This window comes from Methylobacterium sp. C33D (assembly GCF_053345825.1).
The window spans coordinates 176963-195358 of record NZ_JBKFAV010000002.1; the positions used below are offsets into that span (position 1 = coordinate 176963).

Below are 18396 nucleotides of genomic sequence, written 5' to 3' on the forward strand. Positions count from 1 at the left end.
CGCTCGACGCGGACGGCGCTGGGGCGACCCATTTCCCGGACCTGCCGGGACGGGGTCGCCCTGATGGAAACGCGGACGCGGACGTTGCATCCCGGCACGAGAAGCATCACACACGCGCCAGATCATCGGACCGTTCGGTGCGCAGCCCTCGAGTGAGGTGTGCCGAAGAGTCGGCAGTTCGGCGCCGTCCGTGATCATTCAGACAACAGGAACACGTGATGAAGACGCGCGCCGCGGTCGCGTGGGAGGCTAAGAAGCCTCTCACGATCGAGACCATCGACATCGAGGGCCCCAAAGCCGGCGAGGTTCTCGTCGAGCTGATGGCCACCGGCATCTGCCACACCGATGCCTACACCCTCTCGGGCCTCGATTCCGAGGGCAAGTTCCCGGCGATCCTCGGCCATGAGGGCGCGGGCATCGTTCGCGAGGTCGGTGCCGGCGTCACCACGCTGAAGCCCGGCGACCACGTCATTCCGCTCTACACGCCGGAATGCCGCAACTGTAAGTCATGCCTGTCCCAGCGCACCAACCTGTGCACCGCGATCCGCGCGACTCAGGGCCAGGGCGTGATGCCGGACGGCACGAGCCGCTTCTCCTGCGTGTCCACCGGCGGCAGCCCCTCCGGATCGAACACCGTGTTTCACTACATGGGATGCTCGACCTTCTCGAACTTCACGGTCCTGCCCGCCATCGCGCTGGCCAAGATCCGCGAAGACGCCCCCTTCGACAAGATCTGCTACATCGGCTGCGGCGTGACCACCGGCATCGGCGCGGTGATCTACACCGCCAAGGTCTGGCCCGGCGCCAACGTGGTGGTCTTCGGTCTCGGCGGCATCGGCCTCAACGTGCTCCAGGCCGCCCGGATGGTCGGTGCCGACAAGATCATCGGCGTCGACATCAATCCGGAGAAGCAGGCCATGGCCCGCAAGTTCGGCATGACCCACTTCATCAACCCGAACGAGGTCGGCACCGACAAGGTGGTCCAGGCGATCGTCGATCTCACCGGCGGCGGCGCCGACTTCTCGTTCGACTGCACCGGCAATGTCCACGTGATGCGCCAGGCGCTCGAGTGCTGCCATCGCGGCTGGGGCGAGTCGATTGTCATCGGGGTGGCCGAGGCCGGCCGTGAGATCTCGACCCGTCCGTTCCAGCTGGTCACCGGCCGTGTCTGGAAGGGCTCGGCCTTCGGCGGCGCCCGTGGCCGCACGGACGTGCCGAAGATCGTCGACTGGTACATGGAGGGCAAGATCAACATCGATGATCTGATCACCCACACCATGCCGCTGGAAGACATCAACCACGGCTTCGACCTCATGCACGAGGGAAAGTCGATCCGGTCTGTGGTCGTCTATTGACAATTACCATCCCTTCCCCGTGCGGGGAAGGATCCGGGGGGTGGGGGTCGGTCGCGTGACCCTCGGCCAGCTGCGGCTGGCCGAGCCCCCCTCCTCCAACTCTTCCCCGCAAGGAGGAGGAGAGCCACGACTTCCCCAGACGATCGTCTCAGCCCACCCGCAGGAGATCACAGCCGATGGAAACCATCTCGCAGGCCCGCGCCCATGGCGGCACGCAGGGCGTCTACAAGCACGATGCGCGGACGACCGCGTGCCCGATGACCTTCGCGGTGTTCGTGCCGCCCCAGGCCGCGAACGGCCCGGTCCCGGTCCTGTGGTACCTGTCCGGCCTCACCTGCACGCACGCCAACGTCATGGACAAGGGCGAGTACCGCGCGGCCGCCGCCGCGCACGGCGTGATCATCGTGGCCCCCGATACCAGCCCGCGCGGCCCCGGCATCCCGGACGAGGAGGGCAATTGGCAATTCGGCTTCGGCGCCGGCTTCTACCTGGATGCCACGCAGGCGCCCTATGACAAAAACTACCGGATGTGGAGTTACATCACGGAAGAGCTGCCGGCGCTCATCGCAGAGGAATTCCCGGCCGACATGACCCGGCAGGGCATCTTCGGCCATTCCATGGGCGGCCACGGGGCGCTCACCATCGCGCTCACCTACCCCGAGCGCTTCAAGTCCTGCTCCGCCTTCGCGCCGATCGCCCAGCCCTCCACGGCCGGCTGGTCGAAGCCCGCCTTCGAGAAGTACCTCGGTTCGGATCCGGCTGCCTGGCGCGCCCACGACGCCACCGCGCTGATCGAGGACGGCAAGCGCTTCCCCGAATTCCTGGTGGATCAGGGCACCGCCGACAGCTTCCTGCAGGACGGCCTGCGCCCGTGGCTGCTGGATGAGGCCTGCAAGAAGGCCGGCATCGCGCTCACCCTCAACATGCGCGAGGGCTACGACCATTCCTACTTCTTCATCTCCACCTTCATGGCCGACCATATCGCCTGGGCCGCCGCGCGCCTGAAGTGATCTCGTCAGCACCCTCGGGCAGCGAGGCCGCCCGACAGCGGGGTGCACGAAGCCGTCCAGGGCGCCTGCGGGTGGGGAGCGATCCGACCACCTTCGGGAAGCCCTGGCGACACCCCGTATGCCCGAGACTGGTCGGTGGGGCTCGTCCGCTCTTCCAGCGCGCGCTCTTCGAATCGTCAGACTGAAACGCGGAACGTTGAATCGTCGGCAGGATCTGGCCGAGAGCTGGCTGCCCGTTCGGGGCTGTAGCCGCCGAGCGTGCGGACATCCTCAGACGAAGATCGGCTTCCGAGGCCCCTCGGTCAGCTGCGCGTCCACGCAGCGTGAACGGCTCCCGTGGCCGTGTCCGGTTTCGACGCGCCGATGAAGATCACGACGGGGCCGTGCCTGTCGCGCCGGTGATCGTAGAAATCGAGCAGCCCGGGATGGAGGCGCTGAATGAAGTCGGGTCGCCGGCCGCTTCGGCGCAGGAGATGGTCGATGACGACCTGATCGCCGTGCACGGCGTTCGGCACCGGACCGCAGGAGCCCGGACTCATCCAGTGATCGGGGTCGGCCGCAAACGTCGTGTAGAGCGACGCGAGTTCGTCCCCGGACCAGCGCAGCAGCGCGCTGGAGAGGCGCCCCGTGTGGAAGTAGTCCTCCATCGCGGCGAGGCCCGGCTCCGCCAAGGCATCGGCCGGGCCGGTCAGCACCGTATCGAGATCGCACAGAAGTGTCGGCCCCGTGCTGAGACCGGGCCGGAACGCCTCCATCTTGGCCCACCAGGTGGGCCAAGCGTGCCGCAGCGGGACGGTCTCGACGCCCCGGATGGCCACCGGCAGGTCCGTGAGGCAGAGGATCCGCTGGAAAGCCGGGGCATGGCGGCGGATGCCGCCCGCGAGCCGGTCAACCCACGTCGCGTCGTAGCGCCCGCCGCCCTTCAGGACGGTGATCAGGGTGGTCATGACGTCATCGCTCTGTCGGGGATGGCGGATGCACACGGATGCACCCGGCTGCCTCGGCCTCGGCGAACCACGCGCGCTCGGCGGCCCAGGGATGGCCAGGCCAGCCCGCGAAGCCGAACCCGTGGGCCTGCGCCGCCGGGGCGAAGGCCGGGCGGCCGAGCAGCAGCGCCAAGGTCACGAGGAAGCCGGTGCTCGGGTTCGGCGCCTCCGACGTCCAGGCTGCGAGCCTGTCACGTGCCAGGGCGTGCAGGGCCTCGGGCAGGATGTGGATCGGGCGGCCCAGTGGTTGCAGCAGCGCCAGCATCTCACGGGTCCAGCAGACCGGATCGGGCAGGTTGTGCGCCGCCGGCAGGATCGGGAAGGGCAGGATGAAGGCCTGCGCCCCGCGGACGACCGGGCGATCCAGGAAGTGCCGGTCCGCCAACCACTCCCGCGTCTGTCCGCCGCGGTTCACCAAGGCGAGATGCGTGACGCGGCGTCCGGTCCCGGAGCCGAAGCCCGCAGCGTTGTTGAACCGTACCACCCAATCCGCCGCGTCGATCACCGGTCCGGCCGCGCGGATCCCGGGGGCGTTGCCGACGATCGCCAGGGACCCGCCGACGGGCAGGCCGGCGGATCCGGCGGTGAGGGGGTCGACGGCGGGAGGCACGTGCGGCAGGGGTTCTCGCGGAACGACGGAGGTAAGGCGCCGGGCCCGCTCAGCCAGTCCTCCGCGGAGCGGGCCCGTGGGGGTGAAGCCATGCGCCGATGTATCGTCTGCGCGGCCGACATGCTCGGCCCGAGCGAACGGCACCTGATCTATCCGGGCGGGCAGCGCCGCGCTTTCCCGCTGGCCTGCGGCTCCTGCGGGCTCCTCCTCGAGACCGAGGCGGATGCGCAGACGTGCCGAGCCCATCTCGCCAGAAGCCTGTCCGCACCCGTCTTCGTGTCGGATCCGGAAGCGGCCTACGGCCTCGATCTCTACACCCTGCGCAGTGCCGCAACCCGGCATGGACGTGGCACGCGTCCCCTCGACGCGGCTGGCCACGCGGAACTCCGGCACCCCCACGGCACCCGGGCGGCCCGGGCGGCGATGTTCGCGCTCGGATCTTCGGGCGGAAGCCCGGTCTCGCTGGGTCTCCTCTGCCGCCCCGCGGACCGGAACGACGTCCTGGCGGCGCTGACGATCCATGCCGGCTGGGCGGACGACGTCGCGATCCTGATCGACGGGCCGGAAATGGCCGCCGTGCCGGTGCCGGTGGCCGGCTTCGGCGAGGGAGCGGTGCGCGTGGCGGCCCGGCCCCTGGACGGGGATTTCGCCGCGCAGCGCAACACCCTCCAGGCCCTTGCCCGTCACGCCTGGATGCTCCAGCTCGATTCCGACGAGGCGCTCGGCCCGGAAACCGGCCTGCTGCTGGCCGCCCTGGCGGCCCTTGCCGACGCGCAGGGCGTGGTCTCGATCGGGCTCGGCCGGGCCAACCGGGTCGACGGGGTGCTCTCGGACGTCTTCCCGGATGTCCAGTACCGGCTGAACCGGACGAGCCTGCGCTACGTCGGGCGCGTCCACGAGCGGCCTGTCCCTGACGGCGGATGGCCGTCGAGCTTCATCACCCTGCACGGGCTCATCGAGCATCGCCTGAGTCTGGCCCATGTCCAGGCCCGGTCACGGCGCTACGAGGCCCTCGATCCCGGCCGGGGTCGTCCGGAGGAGGCGGTCGCGCTGCTGCGCCCCTATGCCGACTGATCCGGCTCCGCGTCGAGGGTCTCGATGACGAGCCGTGACCCGGAAGGCCGCGTGATATCGATGGCGTCGTTGCGCCCGGGGTTGCCGGTCTGCGCTCGCACGGACGGCAGCGCCGCCATCGGGGAGCGAAGTTGTTGGAATAACGGGGCCGGGACGCCCGACATCGCGGGCGACCCGCCCGAGCCGCGGCGGCGCGGTCAGCCGCCCCGCGCCGCCGAGAGCGCCCGTTCGTAGAGCGCCAGGGTCTCGCGCCCGAGGCGTGTCCGGTCGAAGCGGCCGGCCGCCGCGAGGGCGCGGGCGCGATACGCGAGGCGGAGATCCGGATCGGTGAGGAGCGGACGCAGGGCCTCGGCCAGGGCCGGCCCGGTGGCGGTCGAGGCCAGGGGGCCGGCGCCGGGGGCGCCCACGAAAGCGCGGGCGCTCGCATCCTCCGCGCAGGCGACGACCGGGCGGCCGTAGGCCAGGGCCTCCTGGTAGACGAGGCCGAAGCTCTCGTAGCGAGAGGGCGCCAGCACCGCGTGGGCCGCGGCGTAGGCCGCCGACAGCGCGTCGCCGTCGATCCGGCCGCGGGCGCGGATGTGCCGGCGGACGGTCTCGGGCAGCTCAGCCGGGAGATCGTCCGGCAGGACGCCGACGAGGTCGAGTTCGAAGCACGGCAGGGTCCCCCGCGCCCGCTCCGCGCCGAGGATCGCGACGGCGGCGAGGAGCACGTCGAAACCCTTTCGCGCCTCCGACCGCCCGACGAAGAGAAGGCGCACCGGCTCGGCCGCCTCCGGATACGGAGCGTTGCGGGAAGCCACCGCGATCTCGGGCTTGAGGCTCAGTCCGATCACCGCGGCGGGCTGTCGCCCGTCGAGTCCGTATGCCCGGGCGATCACCGCCGCGTGCGCGGCGGTGTTGGCGATGAGACCCGCGCTTTCCCGGGCCTGCCGCCGCTCCAGGCGGTCGGCGCTCCATCCGTCCAGGCGATTCCGCACGGATTCGGCCGGGCCGCGGGTGAAAGCGGCCGGCGTCGAGCTGCGCGTCACCACCGGCAGATCGCGGCGGCCGGCGAGCAGCGCGGCGGGTGCGTACCAGTTCGTGGCCTCGACGAGGTCGAAAGGCCGGTCGCGGTGCGCGGCGAGCACGGCGCGCCGGAAGGCGAGCGGCGCGGCGAGATGCCCCGCCGAACCCCAGAGGCGCAGGCGTGCCAGGGCGCTTCCGAACGGCAGGGCGAGGCCGACGAGCGCGACGCCGCCGGCCCGCGCGCCGCCCGTCCGGTCCAGGGTGAAGACCGTGACCTCCGCCCCCGCTTCGGCGAGGCTCTCGGCGATCTCGCGGGCCGCCGTCGAGAGCCCGCTCGGCGACGGCGGGTAGTCCCAGGCCAGGAGGGCCGTGCGCATCAGCTGAGGAGGCGGTGGTAGAGCGCGAGGTAGTCGCGCGCCATGCGCTCGGCGGTGAACCGTTCCTCGAACCGGCGGCGGATGCCGGCACGGTCGAGTTGCCCGATCCGGGCCAGCGCCGAGACGGCCTCGGCCTCGGTGGACACGATGAAGCCCGTCACCCCGTCCTGGACGATCTCGGGAACCGAGCCGCGGTCCCACGCGACCACCGGCGTCCCGCAGGCCATGGCCTCGATCATCACGAGGCCGAAGGGTTCGGGCCAGTCGATCGGGAACAGGAGCGCCCGGGCGCCGCCCAACAGGTCGCCCTTCTGACCATCGTCGACGGGTCCGAGATAGGTCGCGTCGGCGGCCAGCAGGGGCCGCACCCGGGCCTCGAAATAGTCCGGGTTGCCGACATCGACCGTGCCGCCGAGCCGGATCGGCAAGCCTGCCGCGCGGGCGACACGGATCGCCACGTCGGGCCGCTTCTGATCGGTCAAGCGGCCCACGAAGGCGACATGATCGTTCGGCACGGCCCGGAAGGCGTAGCGCGCCCGGTCGATGCCGTGATGGACGACGCCCACCCGGTTCGCGGCCGGGATGCCCGCCGCCTGCGCCGCGGAGATCGCGGCCACGGGCAGGTCCGGGAAACCCTGGAAGAACAAGGCCCGATCGAGCTGGTCGACCCGCCAGTGGATGGTGGTCAGGCTGCGTCGCCGACGTGTCCCCAGCAGTGCCGCGTGCGCGAATTCGCCGTGGCAATGAACGATGTCGAACTCGTCGAGCCGCAGGCGCAGCGCCTCCAGCTGGAGGGCGTCCAGGGCGGCCGGCACCCCGGGCGCGACGCGTCCGTGCTGCCGCTCCAGCGCCGCGAGACTCGGGTAATCGCCGATCCGCGGCAAGTCTGTCGCACTGTCCGACGGACCAAACAATGTTAGTTCGATGCCCAAGCTTCGCAGCGCCGTGCTGAGATCGTGCACAACCCGCTCTGTGCCGCCGTGGTTCTCTGGGGGAATTGGAAAGATGTTGGGCGCGACCTGGGCAACGCGAAGCACGGACACCCCTTTACATATGTTAAGCCGGTGCGCGGCGAGCGCTTTACATAAGTTAAGTCCAAGGGGCCGCCAAAAAGCCGCAGCCGGCGCCTGATGTTCGTCCTGCACATCGCCCTGCAGGGCTGCCTGCGCGGCGACGGGGTCGTCTACGGGCTGACCGCCGATACCGGCGGCCACATCCGCTACCTGCTCGATCTGGTCTCGGCCTCCGCGCAGGATCGCGATCTCGCGCGGATCGTGGTGGCTACGCGCCTGTTCCGCGGTCCCCTCGGCACCGCCTACGCCGTGCCCGAAGAGCCGATCGCCGACAAGGTCACGCTCGTGCGGCTCGCGAGCGCATCCCCGGATTACTGTGCCAAGGAGGAGATGCACGCCGAAGTTGCATGCTTCGCCGAGAACCTCATCGCCTGGATCGCCGCGCAGGAGCGGGCGCCGGACCTCATCCACGCGCACTACGCCGATGCCGCGACGGTGGCGGCCCTGGTCGAGGACCGCCTCGGCATTCCCTTCGTATTCACCGCCCATTCCCTCGGACGCGTGAAGGCGCGAATGCTGGACGTGCCCTCCGGAGGCTCCGACCTCTCCCACCGGATCGCCGCCGAAGAGAGGGCCCTGGCGCGGGCCCAGCTCGTCATCGCCTCATCGCGCGACGAGGCCGAGGTGCAGTATGCCGGTTACGCCGCCTATGATCCCGGCCGCGTCCGCGTCCTGCCCCCGGGCAGCGATCTCGCCCGGTTCGCCGCCGCCCGCCCGCATCCTCAGGTCGACGCCGCGATCGACCGCTTCCTCTGCGATCCGGCCAAGCCGACGATCCTGGCGCTCGCCCGGCCGGTCGCGCGCAAGAACCTCGCGGCGCTGGTGCGCGCCTACGGGGAGAACCGGGCGCTCCAGGCCTGCGCCAACCTCGTGATCGTCGCCGGCACGCGGGACGATATCGACACCCTCGACGGCGACATGGCCGCGACGATGCGCGACCTCCTCGTGTTGATCGACCGCTACGACCTCTACGGGCGCGTCGCCTATCCGAAGACCCACCGTCCTGAGGATGTACCGGCGATCTACGCCCATGCCAGGGTGCGGGGCGGCCTGTTCGTCAACCCGGCCCTGAACGAGCCCTTCGGCCTCACGCTGCTGGAAGCCTCGGCCGCCGGCCTGCCCTTGGTCGCCACCGACAGCGGCGGCCCTAACGACATCGTCGAGACCTGCGGCAACGGGCTACTGGTCGATCCCCGCGCGCCTAAGGCGATCGCCGAAGCCTGCCTGCGGATCCTGGGCGATCCGGCCCTCTACGCCCGATGCGTGGCCGGCGGCTCCCGGGCGGCGGCGGCCTACGACTGGGACCGGCACGCCGCCCGTTACCACGTCCTGCTGCGCGCGCTGCTCGCCGCGGAACCGCCCGCACCGGCGCAGCGGCAGCTCCTCGTCTGCGACATCGACAACACGCTGGTCGGCTGCGATGCGGCGCTCGGCATCTTCCGGCGCTGGCGCAGCCGGCAGGCCGGGCTGGCCTTCGGAGTCGCGACCGGCCGGTCCTTCCACAGCGCCATGGCGGTGCTCGAGCAGCAGGCGAGCCCCCGGCCCCAGGTGATGATCACCTCGGTCGGGTCCGAGATCTATCACCTCGACGTCAACGGCGTGACCTACACGGCAGACGCCGCGTGGCGGCGTGTCATCGAGGCCGGCTGGGACCGGGCCGCGGTGCAGGCGACGCTCGACGGGATGGGCGGGCTCCACAACCAGGGCGCCCTCGAGCAGCGCGCTCTGAAGCTCAGCTATTTCGGCGACGCGGCTGCCGCACGACAGGTCCGTTTGCGTCTGGCACAGGCCGGGGTCGCCGCACGCGTGATCCACAGCCACGGCCGCTACCTCGACGTCCTGCCGGAGGCGGCCTCCAAGGGCACCGCCGTCGATCACGTCCGGGCCCTCTACGGGTTGCCGGAGCACGCCGTGTTCGTCGCCGGCGATTCCGGGAACGACATCGAGATGCTCGGCGCCCGGGTTCAGGCCATCATCGTCGCCAACTACTCCGACGACCTGGCGAGCAACGCCGCTCTCAAGCACACCTACGTGGCCCGTCGGACCCATGCCCGGGGCATCATCGAGGGGGTCTCGCATTTCCGCCGGATGCTGGCCGATGTCGGCTGATCCGGGCCGGGAGCTTGCCCCGAGCGTCCTGACCCTCGTCCGCGGCCGGGCGGATCGCCTGCGCAACCTCATGGGCGGCCTCGCACGCCAGACCCGGCCGCCGCGCGAACTGATCATCGCCTGGATGCAGCCGCATCCGGAGCCTGACCTCCCCGATCCGGGCTGCTCGATCCGGCACCTCCACGTGCCGGGCGAGCCGATGCCGCTCGCTGCTGCGCGCAACCGGGCAGCCGAGGCGGCTGCGGCGGATCTCCTCGTCTTCCTCGACGTGGATTGCATCCCGGCGCCGGGACTGGTCGCGGCCTACGCGCAGGCCGCCCGGACGACGCGGGGACTGTTCCTCGGCGAGGTTCTCTACCTGCCGCCAGGCGCGGCCACGATCGATCCCGATCCGGCGGCGCTCGACCGCCTCGGCCAGATCCACCCGGCCCGGCCCGCGTCGCCCGAAACAGGCCTGCGTCTCGAGCCCGATGCCGGCCAGCTCTGGGGCCTCTCCTTCGCGCTGCCGGCGGCGTGCTGGCGCGCGGCCGGCGGGATGGACGAGGCGTTCGTGGGCTACGGCGGCGAGGAGACGGACCTCGCCGCCCGGCTCGCCGCCTCCGGGCTGCCGACCTACTGGGTCGCGGGCGCGCGCGCCTACCACCAGCACCATCCGGTCCACGTGCCGCCGCTGCAGCATTTCGCGCCGATCCTCGCCAACGCGGCGCGCTTCCGCGCGCGGCACGGGCGCTGGTGCATGACCTACTGGCTGGATCAGTTCCGCGCGGCCGGGCTGATCGACTGGGACAGCGACGCCCCGGCGATCCGCCTGATCCGCCCGCCGACCGGGCCCGAGATCGCCGCAGCCCTGCGGCCCGACGCCCTGTTCTCCTGAGATCGAGCCCGAACCGACCGCCATGAAGAAACCGATCGCGTTCTTCGTCCATCACCAGGGCCGCGGCCATGCCAACCGCACGATGGCACTGGCTGCCGAATTCGCACGCGACCGGCCGGTCTCGGTCCTGACCGCGGATCCGCGCCTGTTCGACGGCTTCCATCGCGACATCGAGATCGTGGCGCTGCCGAACATGATCGGCGCGACGGTCCCGACCGCGCGGCTCTACGCCGAGCCGACGCCCCGGGTGATGCACTGCGTCCCCCTGGGTCTCGACGCGATGCGCCGGACCATGCGGGCCATCCTCGACCATCTCGACGCGCGCGCGGTCGGGCTGTTCGTGGTCGACGTCTCGGCGGAGATCGCGCTGCTGGCGCGCATCGCCAGCGTGCCCGCCGTGCAGATCCGCATGCACGGCGACCGCTCCGATATCGGCCATGTCGGCGCCTACGAGGCCTGCGTCGGGATGCTCGCGCCCTTCGACGCCCGCCTGGAGCAGGACGATTACCCGGCGTATCTGCGCGCCAAGACCTTCTACAGCGGCGGCCTCTGCACCAGCGTCGACCGGGTGCCGGAGCGCGCGGAGGCGCGCGCCAGGCTGGGCCTCGACCCTGCGCGCGAGATCATCGTGGCGGTGACCGGCGGCGGCGGCAGCGGCACGCCCTACGCGCCGCTCACGGTCGCGGCCCGCGCCGAACCCGATGCCCTGTGGCTCACCCTCGGACCGACCCACCGCGAGGGCCACGAGACCGACTTCTCCAACCTGCGCGAGCTCGGCTGGGTAGCCTCGGTCACCGATCATCTCGCCGCTGCCGACCTCGTGATCGCCTCGGCGGGCGACAACACGGTCCACGAGGTCGCCAGGGTCGGCGGGCGCCTGATCGTGATGCCGGAATGGCGCTACTTCGCCGAGCAGACGCGCAAGGCCGAGGCTCTGGTCCGCCTCGGCGCCGCCGTGCAGGCGCCTGTCTGGCCCGGGGATCTCCAGGGCTGGCGCGACCTCCTCACCCGCGCCCGCGCCCTCGACGGAACCGCTCTGCGCGGCCTCTATGCCCCCGACGCCGCCGCACGCGCCGCGGGATGGCTCGAAGGGCTGACCGACGCGCTCTGGGATCTCGGACCGTCCGACGCCGAGCTCGGCCCCGCCTCTGAGCCGCCGGCGCTCCAGGACGTCGCGGCCGCATGAGCACCAGCCTTTTCCCGCCGCGACCGGAGCCCGAGCCCCGCATGTCCTCCGTCACCGTCGTCACCCTCGCGAAGGGGCGACCGGCCCATCTGCGCAACGTGCTGCGCGGCCTGGAGCGCCAGACGCAGGCCCCCGCCGCCTTCATCGTCGCGGTCATGCAGGACACGCCCTACGACCTGCCCGACGTCGGCTTCCCCGTGCGTCAGATCCTCGTTCCGGGCCGCGAACTGCCGCTGGCGGCCGCGCGCAACCGCGGTGTGGCGGCGGCGGACGGTGACGTCGTGGTCTTCCTCGATGTCGACTGCATACCGGCGCCCGAACTCGTCGCCGACTATGCGCGGGGGCTCTCCGAACTCGACGGCCTGCTGATGGGCGAGGTCCTGCACCTGCCCGAATGCGCCACGGCCGGCGTCTGGGACTACGGCGACCTCGACGCCGTGGCGGAGAAGCATTCCGACCGCCGCGGCCCTCCGGTGTCAGGCATCGAGATCTGCCACGATTACCGCTGCTTCTGGTCGCTCAACTTCGCGATCCGGCGCGAGACCTTCCTGGCGACCGGCGGCTTCGACGAGCGCTACACGGGCTACGGCGGCGAGGATACCGACTTCGGCAAGCTCCTCGACTGGAGCGGCATCCCGATCGCCTGGATGAAGGGCGCGCGCGCCTATCACCAGTACCATCCGCACCACATGCCCCCGGTCCATCACCTCGACAGCGTGGTGCGCAACGCCGAGCTGTTCGAGGCCAAATGGGGATACCGCACCATGGGCCACTGGCTCTACGCCTTCAAGGTGATGGGCCTGATCGACGACACGCCCGACCGGCCGATCCGCATCCTGCGCCGGCCCGACGCCGCCGATCTCGCACTCACCGGCCAGCTCGGCCACCAGCCCTACACCAACTCCGCCTCGGTGATCCGCGCCATCGAGGCCCGCAACGAGGCCGGAGCCGAGTCCCCCGCGCCGTCGCCGGTGACGGCATGAGGATCGCGCTCCTCGCCCATCTGCGCCACCCGATTGCCCCGCCGTTCGCGGGGGGCCTCGAAGCCTATACGTGGAACCTCGCGGACGGCCTCACTGCCCGCGGGCACGAGGTCGCGCTGTTCGCCTCAGGCGACAGCGAGCGGCGCTTCGCCCTGGATCCCGTGATCCCGATCCATCACGAGCGGAGCCACGCCGGCATGGAGCATCGGGGCGATGCGCGCCTGAAGGCCCATCTCGATGACGGCTACGCCGCCGCCTGCGACCGGATCGCCGGCGGGGGCTTCGATGTGCTGCACAACAACAGCCTGAGCCGCCTGCCTCTGGAGCCGCGCCGCGTGGCCGCGGTCCCGACCGTCACCTCGCTGCACGTGCCGCCCTACGACGCCCTGCGCTGGTTCGTGCACGCGAGCACGGCTCCGCACCACCGGATCACCGCGACATCACGGGCGCAGCTGGACGCGTGGTGGCCGGAGGGCGCGCCCCCTGGGGCATCGGTGCTCCACAACGGTATCGATCCCGCCGCTTGGCCCTACCGGCCGCGCGGCGATGGGAGCGCCGTCTGGTGCGCACGCCTCGCGGCAGTCAAGGGCGCACACCACGCCGTCGCGGCGGCGCGCCGTGCCGGTCTCCCGCTGACCCTGTTCGGCCCGATCGAGGAGCCCGATTACTGGAGCGCGCAGGTCGCGCCGCTCCTCGGCGGATCGATCCGCTTCGGCGGTCAGCTCAGCGGTGCGGCTCTGGCCGCAGAGGTCGGCCGCGCCTCCGTGTTTCTGACCACGCCGTGCTGGGACGAGCCGTTCGGGCTGGCGGCGATCGAAGCGATGGCCTGCGGCCTGCCAGTCGCCGGGTTCGACCGCGGCGCCGTCGCGGAGGTGGTCGGCGAGGCCGGATCCCTGGCCGCGCCGGGGGACGAGGCCGATCTCGCCCGCGCCATCGGCGAGGCAGTCGCGATCCCGCGGCAAGTCCCGCACGAGCGCGTCCGGCGCCTGTTCACCCGCGCCCGCTGGCTCGATCGCTGCGAGGCGCTCTACGCCGAGGCCCGTGCCGGCGGATGACCGCGCCGTTGCGAAAGGCACGCGCCGCCCGCGCGTATTCCGAATTGTCCGCGTGAGAGCCGTGACATGACCCGACAGGATCTGATCGCCACGTTGTGGCATGGCCGCGACCCCTTCGCGGATCCCCCGGCGGACCTACGCCCCCGCGACCTTCAGGGCTGGCGCAGCGTTCATCCCTACCTCGAGGAGGCGGTGACCGAACTCCGCCCCCGCGTGGTCATCGAGGTCGGCACCTGGAAGGGGGCCAGCGCCCTGTTCCTCGCGCGGACCATGGCGGAGCACGAGGTCGCCGGCACCGTGATCGCGGTCGACACGTGGCTCGGGGCGGTCGATCACTGGGCGGACGAGGCGCTCTTCGCCGAACTCGCCACCGAGCATGGCTACCCGAGCCTCTACCGGACCTTCCTGGCCAACGTGGTGCGGGCAGGCATGACCGACCGCCTCCTGCCGCTGCCGCTCGACTCGGTGAATGCGGCCGAACTCCTGCGGTTGCGCGGTGTCACCGCCGACGTCCTCCATCTCGACGCCGGTCACGAGGAGGCGTCCGTCGCGGCGGACCTGCGCGCCTGGTGGCCGCTCCTCCGACCCGGAGGCCTCCTGATCGCGGACGATTACGATCGCCTCGGGGGACGCTTCCCGGGGGTAACCCGGGCGGTCGACGCGTTCTGCCTCGAGGCCGGTGTTCGAGGGCCGTGGTCCATGCAGGGCAAGTGCAAGCTCATCAAGCCGGGCTAGGGCGAGCGGCCAGCTTTGTCGGCGGGCCGGCCGGCCCGACCGCAGCAGTCGCCGAATCCGACGCGTTCTCTAGCCTCCTCTGCTAAATTCATACCCGCTTCTTCGCCGCGCGGCCCTGCGTGAACGATTGCGTCGGGTCGCGATCGGCCTTGCGGCTCGGGGTGGAGTGCTGCCGGTCCGCTTCCGGACGGGAATACATCGAAGAGGTCATACCGGCAGGGATCCCTTCTGACCGACAGCAAGTTACCTTGTCGGCCTCAAGCGTTAGCGAGCGTCCAAGGACGCATCGCTTCTGGGCCGATGATGTCAGGAGGCGGTTCGAAGTCGCGTGCCGCGCCGCGCATCGCTTGGACACTCTGGCGGAAGCCGCTGCGGCGGCGGTAATCGCGTCGAACCTTCTCAGACGGAGCGAGGGGGGCTTCCGAGAGGCTCCGTGCACAGATCACGTCGACCGCCGTAACGCCGGCCAGAGCCAGAAGAGCGATCAACACGTTGTCCTTGCGCGGGTTGGTGCCCTCAAGCCCGGGCAGCACCGTGGCGATATCGAGCGCGTCTCCGGCCACGCGGGCCGAGATCCACGGGGTCGGATCGCTTGCACCCAAAATCCCGACCCCCTGCAGGAGTTCGCGCACGCCGTAGGCTCGGATCACTGGAGCCGAGCGTGGCATCCCGAGCCAGCGAGCGATAGCATCCCCACACGTCACTTCGGTCAACCCAAGGCCGATCGAGAACCAACCTAAGCCTTGTGCGAGTTCCCGGGTTGCCGGATCTGGCCTCCGGCGGGGGTCTGAAACGAGATAGCTCGGGAACTCAGAACGATCAGGAGCGCCGCTCCGGCGGCGTTGAGACGTAGCCTCGGACATGCTGACTTCCTCGCTGCAGCAGGGAGAGCGAAGTGAACAGGCCCGCCGTGGCTCGACGGGCCGCAGAACTGCTCAGGGTCTGAGCACCACCTTGATGCAGTTGTCTTTCTTGTCGCGGAACGTCCTGTACATCTCGGGCCCTTGTTCGAGCTTGGCCCGGTGGGTGATGACGAAGGAGGGATCGATCTGACCATCGTCGATGCGCTTGACGAGGTCGTCCGTCCATCGGTTCACGTGGGTCTGCCCCGTGCGGATGGTCAGTCCCTTGTTCATCAGGGCTCCCATCGGCACCTTGTCGATGAGCCCGCCATAGACGCCCGGGATCGAGAGGATGCCGGCGGGACGGCAGACGTAGATCATCTCGCGCAGCACCGAAGCACGGTCGCTCTCCAGCATCACCGCCTGCTTGACGCGGTCGTAGGCGTGTTCGAGCGCGCGGGGGGAATGTGCCTCCATACCAACGGCATCGATGCATTTCTCCGGGCCCTTGCCGCCCGTGAGTTCGTCGAGCCGCTCGACCGTGCTTTCCTGACTGTTGTCGATGGTGATCGCACCGCCGGCGCGCGCCATCTCCAGGCGCTCGGGCACGCTGTCGATGCAGACCACCTGCTTCGCCCCGAGCAGCAGCGCGGAGCGCAGCGTCATCTGGCCGACGGGACCAGCGCCCCAGATCGCGACCGTATCGGTCGGCTGGATATCGGCCTGTACGGCAGCCTGCCAGCCGGTGGGGAAGATGTCACCGAGGAACAGAACCTGCTCGTCGCTCAGGTTCTCCGGCACCTTGATGTGCGTCTTGTCGGCAAACGGCACGCGGACATACTCAGCCTGACCGCCTTGGTAGCCGCCGGTGAGGTGGGTGTACCCGAACAGTCCCGCGGTGGTGTGCCCGAAGGCTTTGTCGGCGATATGCTTGTTGCGGTTGGAGCGTTCGCAGACGGAGAAGTAGCCGCGCTTACACTGGTCGCACTCGCCACAGATGATCGTGAACGGCACGACGATGCGCTCACCTTTCTTGAGGGCGCCGTCGACGCCTTTGCCGGTCTCAACGACTTCGCCCATGAACTCGTGGCCCATCACGTCGCCCTTCTCCATGCCAGGCATGAAGTGGTCGTAGAGATGCAGGTCCGAACCGCAGATCGCGCAGGCGGTGACCTTGATGATCGCGTCGCGATCATTCTCGATCTTAGGGTCCGGGACCGTGTCGCAGCGGATGTCCTCAGTGCCGTGCCAAACCAGCGCCCTCATGGAACATCTCCTAACATGTATAAGTTTCTCGTCCCCCGATCTCAGATCTACTTGTCCGAAAGGCGATTGTGATAGAAAAGTTTCCCGCCGCACTCAAAAAAATTCGAGCAATAGGCGTACGCCTCAGGGCGCAACCTTGTCTATTGTGGGATTCACCGGTGGATTTCTAGCGTCATACAGATCGATAGCGACCAGATTTGGCAAAATCGTCTGGTGAGCAAATTACTGATCGGATCCCTACGAGTGAAGCGAATTATCCCTCATAACCTCGGTTGGGTTCGAGAGAGGCATTCGATCGGGGAGGCGTCAGTGCCTCTCTACTTCAGCGACACGTTCGATCACGTGGATACGTTCGACGACAAAGGGACTGTTCTCCCGGACAGGGCAGCGCTTCGTTGTTTGCTCCGCACTGCCTTGACAAAAATCCTACGCGACGAACGCGAAGAGCGTGGCGTCAATCAGTTCGCCGCGAGCGCACGCGACGAGAGCGGGCAGCGGGTGATGAGTGCTCAGATCAACATCACAATCACCGACCAGTGGGCCTCGGCTCTTGATGCGAAGCGCTGGCCGAAATCTCACGCGTCCGCTTTCGGGAGTTCAGAATAGCCCCCTGAGCGTCCGACATGGGTCGCAAGCGGAACGTCCGCATATGCCCCCTCTCCGAAGCTTCGGTTCGGGTCTCTTCTCGCCTTGTCGGCATGGGCCGGCGAGGAGATCGACGATGGGACACTCAGCACACGATCCGGCCACGAAAGGGCGGCCGGCCTGGAACGCCGGCCGCAAGCTTGGCGCCAAACGAGCCCTCAAACCTCAGCAGGTCTGGGCAATCCGGTTCTGGCTCGATCGCGAACGCCGCACGCGCGATCGGGCGATGTTTGATCTCGCCATTGACAGCAAGCTGCGCGGTTGCGACATCGTCAAGCTCAAGATCGGCGATCTCGTCAGCGGTAGTCGCGTCCGTAGCCGGGCCATCGTCATCCAGCGCAAGACTGGTCGGCCGGTGCAGTTCGAGTTGCTCGAACCTGCCCGCACCAGCATCCTGGCGTGGCTGGAGGCCAGGGGCGGAACGCTCGACGACTATGCCTTTCCCAGCAGGCTCGACGGCGTCACGCACATCAGCACTCGTCAGTATGCGCGCCTGGTTGATGAGTGGGTCACGGGCATCGGGCTGCGAAGCGAAGACTACGGAACTCATTCCCTGCGTCGCACGAAGGCTTCGTTGATCTACAAGCGGACCGGCAACCTGCGTGCTGTCCAGATTCTGCTCGGCCATACCAAGATCGAAAGTACGGTCAGATACCTCGGAGTTGACGTCGAAGATGCTCTGACCCTGGCCGAAGGGACTGAAATCTGAGTGTTCGGCCCCTCGGCCCTTGTGTCGAGGGGTTTCGAAACCAGACCGCCAGCAAAGCGCCCGTTCCTGCCATTAGGACGCTATCAGTCAGCCCAGAAGCGGACATGGCCGAGGACGCCAAGCATAAGATGTGCGTGCTGGTCTTCTACAACCACTACCTTGATCCGCGGGACGATGGCCGCTACGCCAGCAAGCTGGGCTGAGGGCGGGGTTCACGGTCGTCGTCCCTGGGATCGGCTCAGGTCGTCAAGCCATGGGTGTTGTCCGCGACGAGTTCCTGGTAACGCGCGATGACGGCACTGTGGCTGCCACCCCCTATAAGAGTGTCGGCGGCCTCCATCGCGGCCACAACCTTCTCGCCGACCACCGAGACCCTCTCGGCCTGGGCCTCGGCGCGCCTCCAGGCGATCCGCACCAGCCGCAACAAGCTGACCTTCTGCGCCTCCAAGGCGAGCAGGAACCTGTGTCGCCGAGGAACATCCCACCGCTGCTCGGAGGTAAG

General features: G+C 69.4%; 18 protein-coding genes. 11 read left to right on the plus strand and 7 right to left on the minus strand.

What is annotated here, in order from left to right:
* The first annotated feature begins 218 nt into the window (after positions 1 to 218).
* Together ACLBXO_RS02245 and fghA are read left to right on the plus strand one after the other, a co-directional pair.
* Positions 219 to 1355, plus strand: coding sequence for an S-(hydroxymethyl)glutathione dehydrogenase/class III alcohol dehydrogenase (locus ACLBXO_RS02245; RefSeq protein ID WP_331317362.1), 1137 nt, complete (start codon positions 219 to 221; stop codon positions 1353 to 1355).
* Positions 1356 to 1531: 176 nt separating this feature from the next.
* The gene (gene fghA, locus ACLBXO_RS02250; protein ID WP_447684368.1) at positions 1532 to 2365 is read left to right on the plus strand and encodes an S-formylglutathione hydrolase; all 834 of its coding nucleotides are present in this window, start codon (positions 1532 to 1534) and stop codon (positions 2363 to 2365) included.
* 302 nt (positions 2366 to 2667) lie between these two features.
* On the opposite strand, the gene ACLBXO_RS02255 is transcribed toward fghA, so the two are convergent.
* Together ACLBXO_RS02255 and ACLBXO_RS02260 are read right to left on the minus strand one after the other, a co-directional pair.
* Positions 2668 to 3312 (minus strand): hypothetical protein, encoded by a 645-nt coding sequence (locus tag ACLBXO_RS02255; RefSeq protein ID WP_447684369.1) that lies wholly within the window; start codon positions 3310 to 3312, stop codon positions 2668 to 2670.
* A 4-nt stretch (positions 3313 to 3316) separates the two neighbouring features.
* Positions 3317 to 3961: a hypothetical protein gene (locus ACLBXO_RS02260; RefSeq protein ID WP_331317358.1), complete on the minus strand. Its 645-nt coding sequence runs from the start codon at positions 3959 to 3961 to the stop codon at positions 3317 to 3319.
* Positions 3962 to 4051: 90 nt separating this feature from the next.
* Between ACLBXO_RS02260 and ACLBXO_RS02265 the strand changes: the two genes are divergently transcribed.
* Entirely contained in the window at positions 4052 to 5035 is a 984-nt protein-coding gene (locus ACLBXO_RS02265; RefSeq protein ID WP_447684370.1) for a hypothetical protein, read from the plus strand.
* A gap of 197 nt (positions 5036 to 5232) precedes the next feature.
* Here the strand turns inward: ACLBXO_RS02265 and ACLBXO_RS02270 are convergent, their stop codons facing one another.
* Both ACLBXO_RS02270 and ACLBXO_RS02275 read right to left on the minus strand, forming a co-directional pair.
* Positions 5233 to 6417, minus strand: a complete 1185-nt coding sequence (locus ACLBXO_RS02270; RefSeq protein WP_447684371.1) for a glycosyltransferase family 4 protein — start codon at positions 6415 to 6417, stop codon at positions 5233 to 5235.
* On the minus strand, positions 6417 to 7454 hold the full coding sequence (locus ACLBXO_RS02275; RefSeq protein WP_447684408.1) for a glycosyltransferase family 4 protein: 1038 nt from the start codon (positions 7452 to 7454) through the stop codon (positions 6417 to 6419). Before ACLBXO_RS02275 ends, ACLBXO_RS02270 begins: the two co-directional genes overlap by 1 nt.
* Positions 7455 to 7547: 93 nt before the next feature.
* On the opposite strand from ACLBXO_RS02275, the gene ACLBXO_RS02280 reads away from it, so the two are divergent.
* The 6 genes from ACLBXO_RS02280 (at position 7548) to ACLBXO_RS02305 (ending at position 14432) form a co-directional block, all read left to right on the plus strand.
* Positions 7548 to 9599 (plus strand): HAD-IIB family hydrolase, encoded by a 2052-nt coding sequence (locus ACLBXO_RS02280; protein WP_447684372.1) that lies wholly within the window; start codon positions 7548 to 7550, stop codon positions 9597 to 9599.
* Entirely contained in the window at positions 9589 to 10473 is an 885-nt protein-coding gene (locus ACLBXO_RS02285; RefSeq protein WP_447684373.1) for a glycosyltransferase family 2 protein, read from the plus strand. The genes ACLBXO_RS02280 and ACLBXO_RS02285 overlap by 11 nt, the downstream gene beginning before the upstream one ends.
* A gap of 22 nt (positions 10474 to 10495) precedes the next feature.
* Complete coding sequence (locus ACLBXO_RS02290; RefSeq protein WP_331317348.1) at positions 10496 to 11659, plus strand: glycosyltransferase; 1164 nt, start codon at positions 10496 to 10498, stop codon at positions 11657 to 11659.
* Positions 11660 to 11700: 41 nt separating this feature from the next.
* Positions 11701 to 12642: a glycosyltransferase family 2 protein gene (locus ACLBXO_RS02295; RefSeq protein ID WP_447684374.1), complete on the plus strand. Its 942-nt coding sequence runs from the start codon at positions 11701 to 11703 to the stop codon at positions 12640 to 12642.
* Positions 12639 to 13697: a glycosyltransferase gene (locus ACLBXO_RS02300; protein ID WP_447684375.1), complete on the plus strand. Its 1059-nt coding sequence runs from the start codon at positions 12639 to 12641 to the stop codon at positions 13695 to 13697. The genes ACLBXO_RS02295 and ACLBXO_RS02300 overlap by 4 nt, the downstream gene beginning before the upstream one ends.
* Positions 13698 to 13763: 66 nt before the next feature.
* Positions 13764 to 14432 (plus strand): class I SAM-dependent methyltransferase, encoded by a 669-nt coding sequence (locus ACLBXO_RS02305; RefSeq protein WP_447684376.1) that lies wholly within the window; start codon positions 13764 to 13766, stop codon positions 14430 to 14432.
* 257 nt (positions 14433 to 14689) lie between these two features.
* On the opposite strand, the gene ACLBXO_RS02310 is transcribed toward ACLBXO_RS02305, so the two are convergent.
* Together ACLBXO_RS02310 and ACLBXO_RS02315 are read right to left on the minus strand one after the other, a co-directional pair.
* Complete coding sequence (locus tag ACLBXO_RS02310) at positions 14690 to 15295, minus strand: cyclase dehydrase (protein ID WP_447684377.1); 606 nt, start codon at positions 15293 to 15295, stop codon at positions 14690 to 14692.
* Positions 15296 to 15367: 72 nt separating this feature from the next.
* A complete protein-coding gene (locus ACLBXO_RS02315) occupies positions 15368 to 16540 on the minus strand; it encodes a zinc-dependent alcohol dehydrogenase (protein WP_447684378.1) in 1173 nt (390 codons plus the stop codon).
* Positions 16541 to 16849: 309 nt separating this feature from the next.
* On the opposite strand from ACLBXO_RS02315, the gene ACLBXO_RS02320 reads away from it, so the two are divergent.
* Positions 16850 to 17146, plus strand: coding sequence for a DUF6894 family protein (locus tag ACLBXO_RS02320; RefSeq protein ID WP_447684379.1), 297 nt, complete (start codon positions 16850 to 16852; stop codon positions 17144 to 17146).
* A gap of 115 nt (positions 17147 to 17261) precedes the next feature.
* Positions 17262 to 17894 (plus strand): tyrosine-type recombinase/integrase, encoded by a 633-nt coding sequence (locus ACLBXO_RS02325; protein WP_447684380.1) that lies wholly within the window; start codon positions 17262 to 17264, stop codon positions 17892 to 17894.
* Between the two features lie 238 nt (positions 17895 to 18132).
* On the opposite strand, the gene ACLBXO_RS02330 is transcribed toward ACLBXO_RS02325, so the two are convergent.
* Positions 18133 to 18342, minus strand: a complete 210-nt coding sequence (locus ACLBXO_RS02330; protein ID WP_447684381.1) for a hypothetical protein — start codon at positions 18340 to 18342, stop codon at positions 18133 to 18135.
* Positions 18343 to 18396 lie beyond the last annotated feature (54 nt).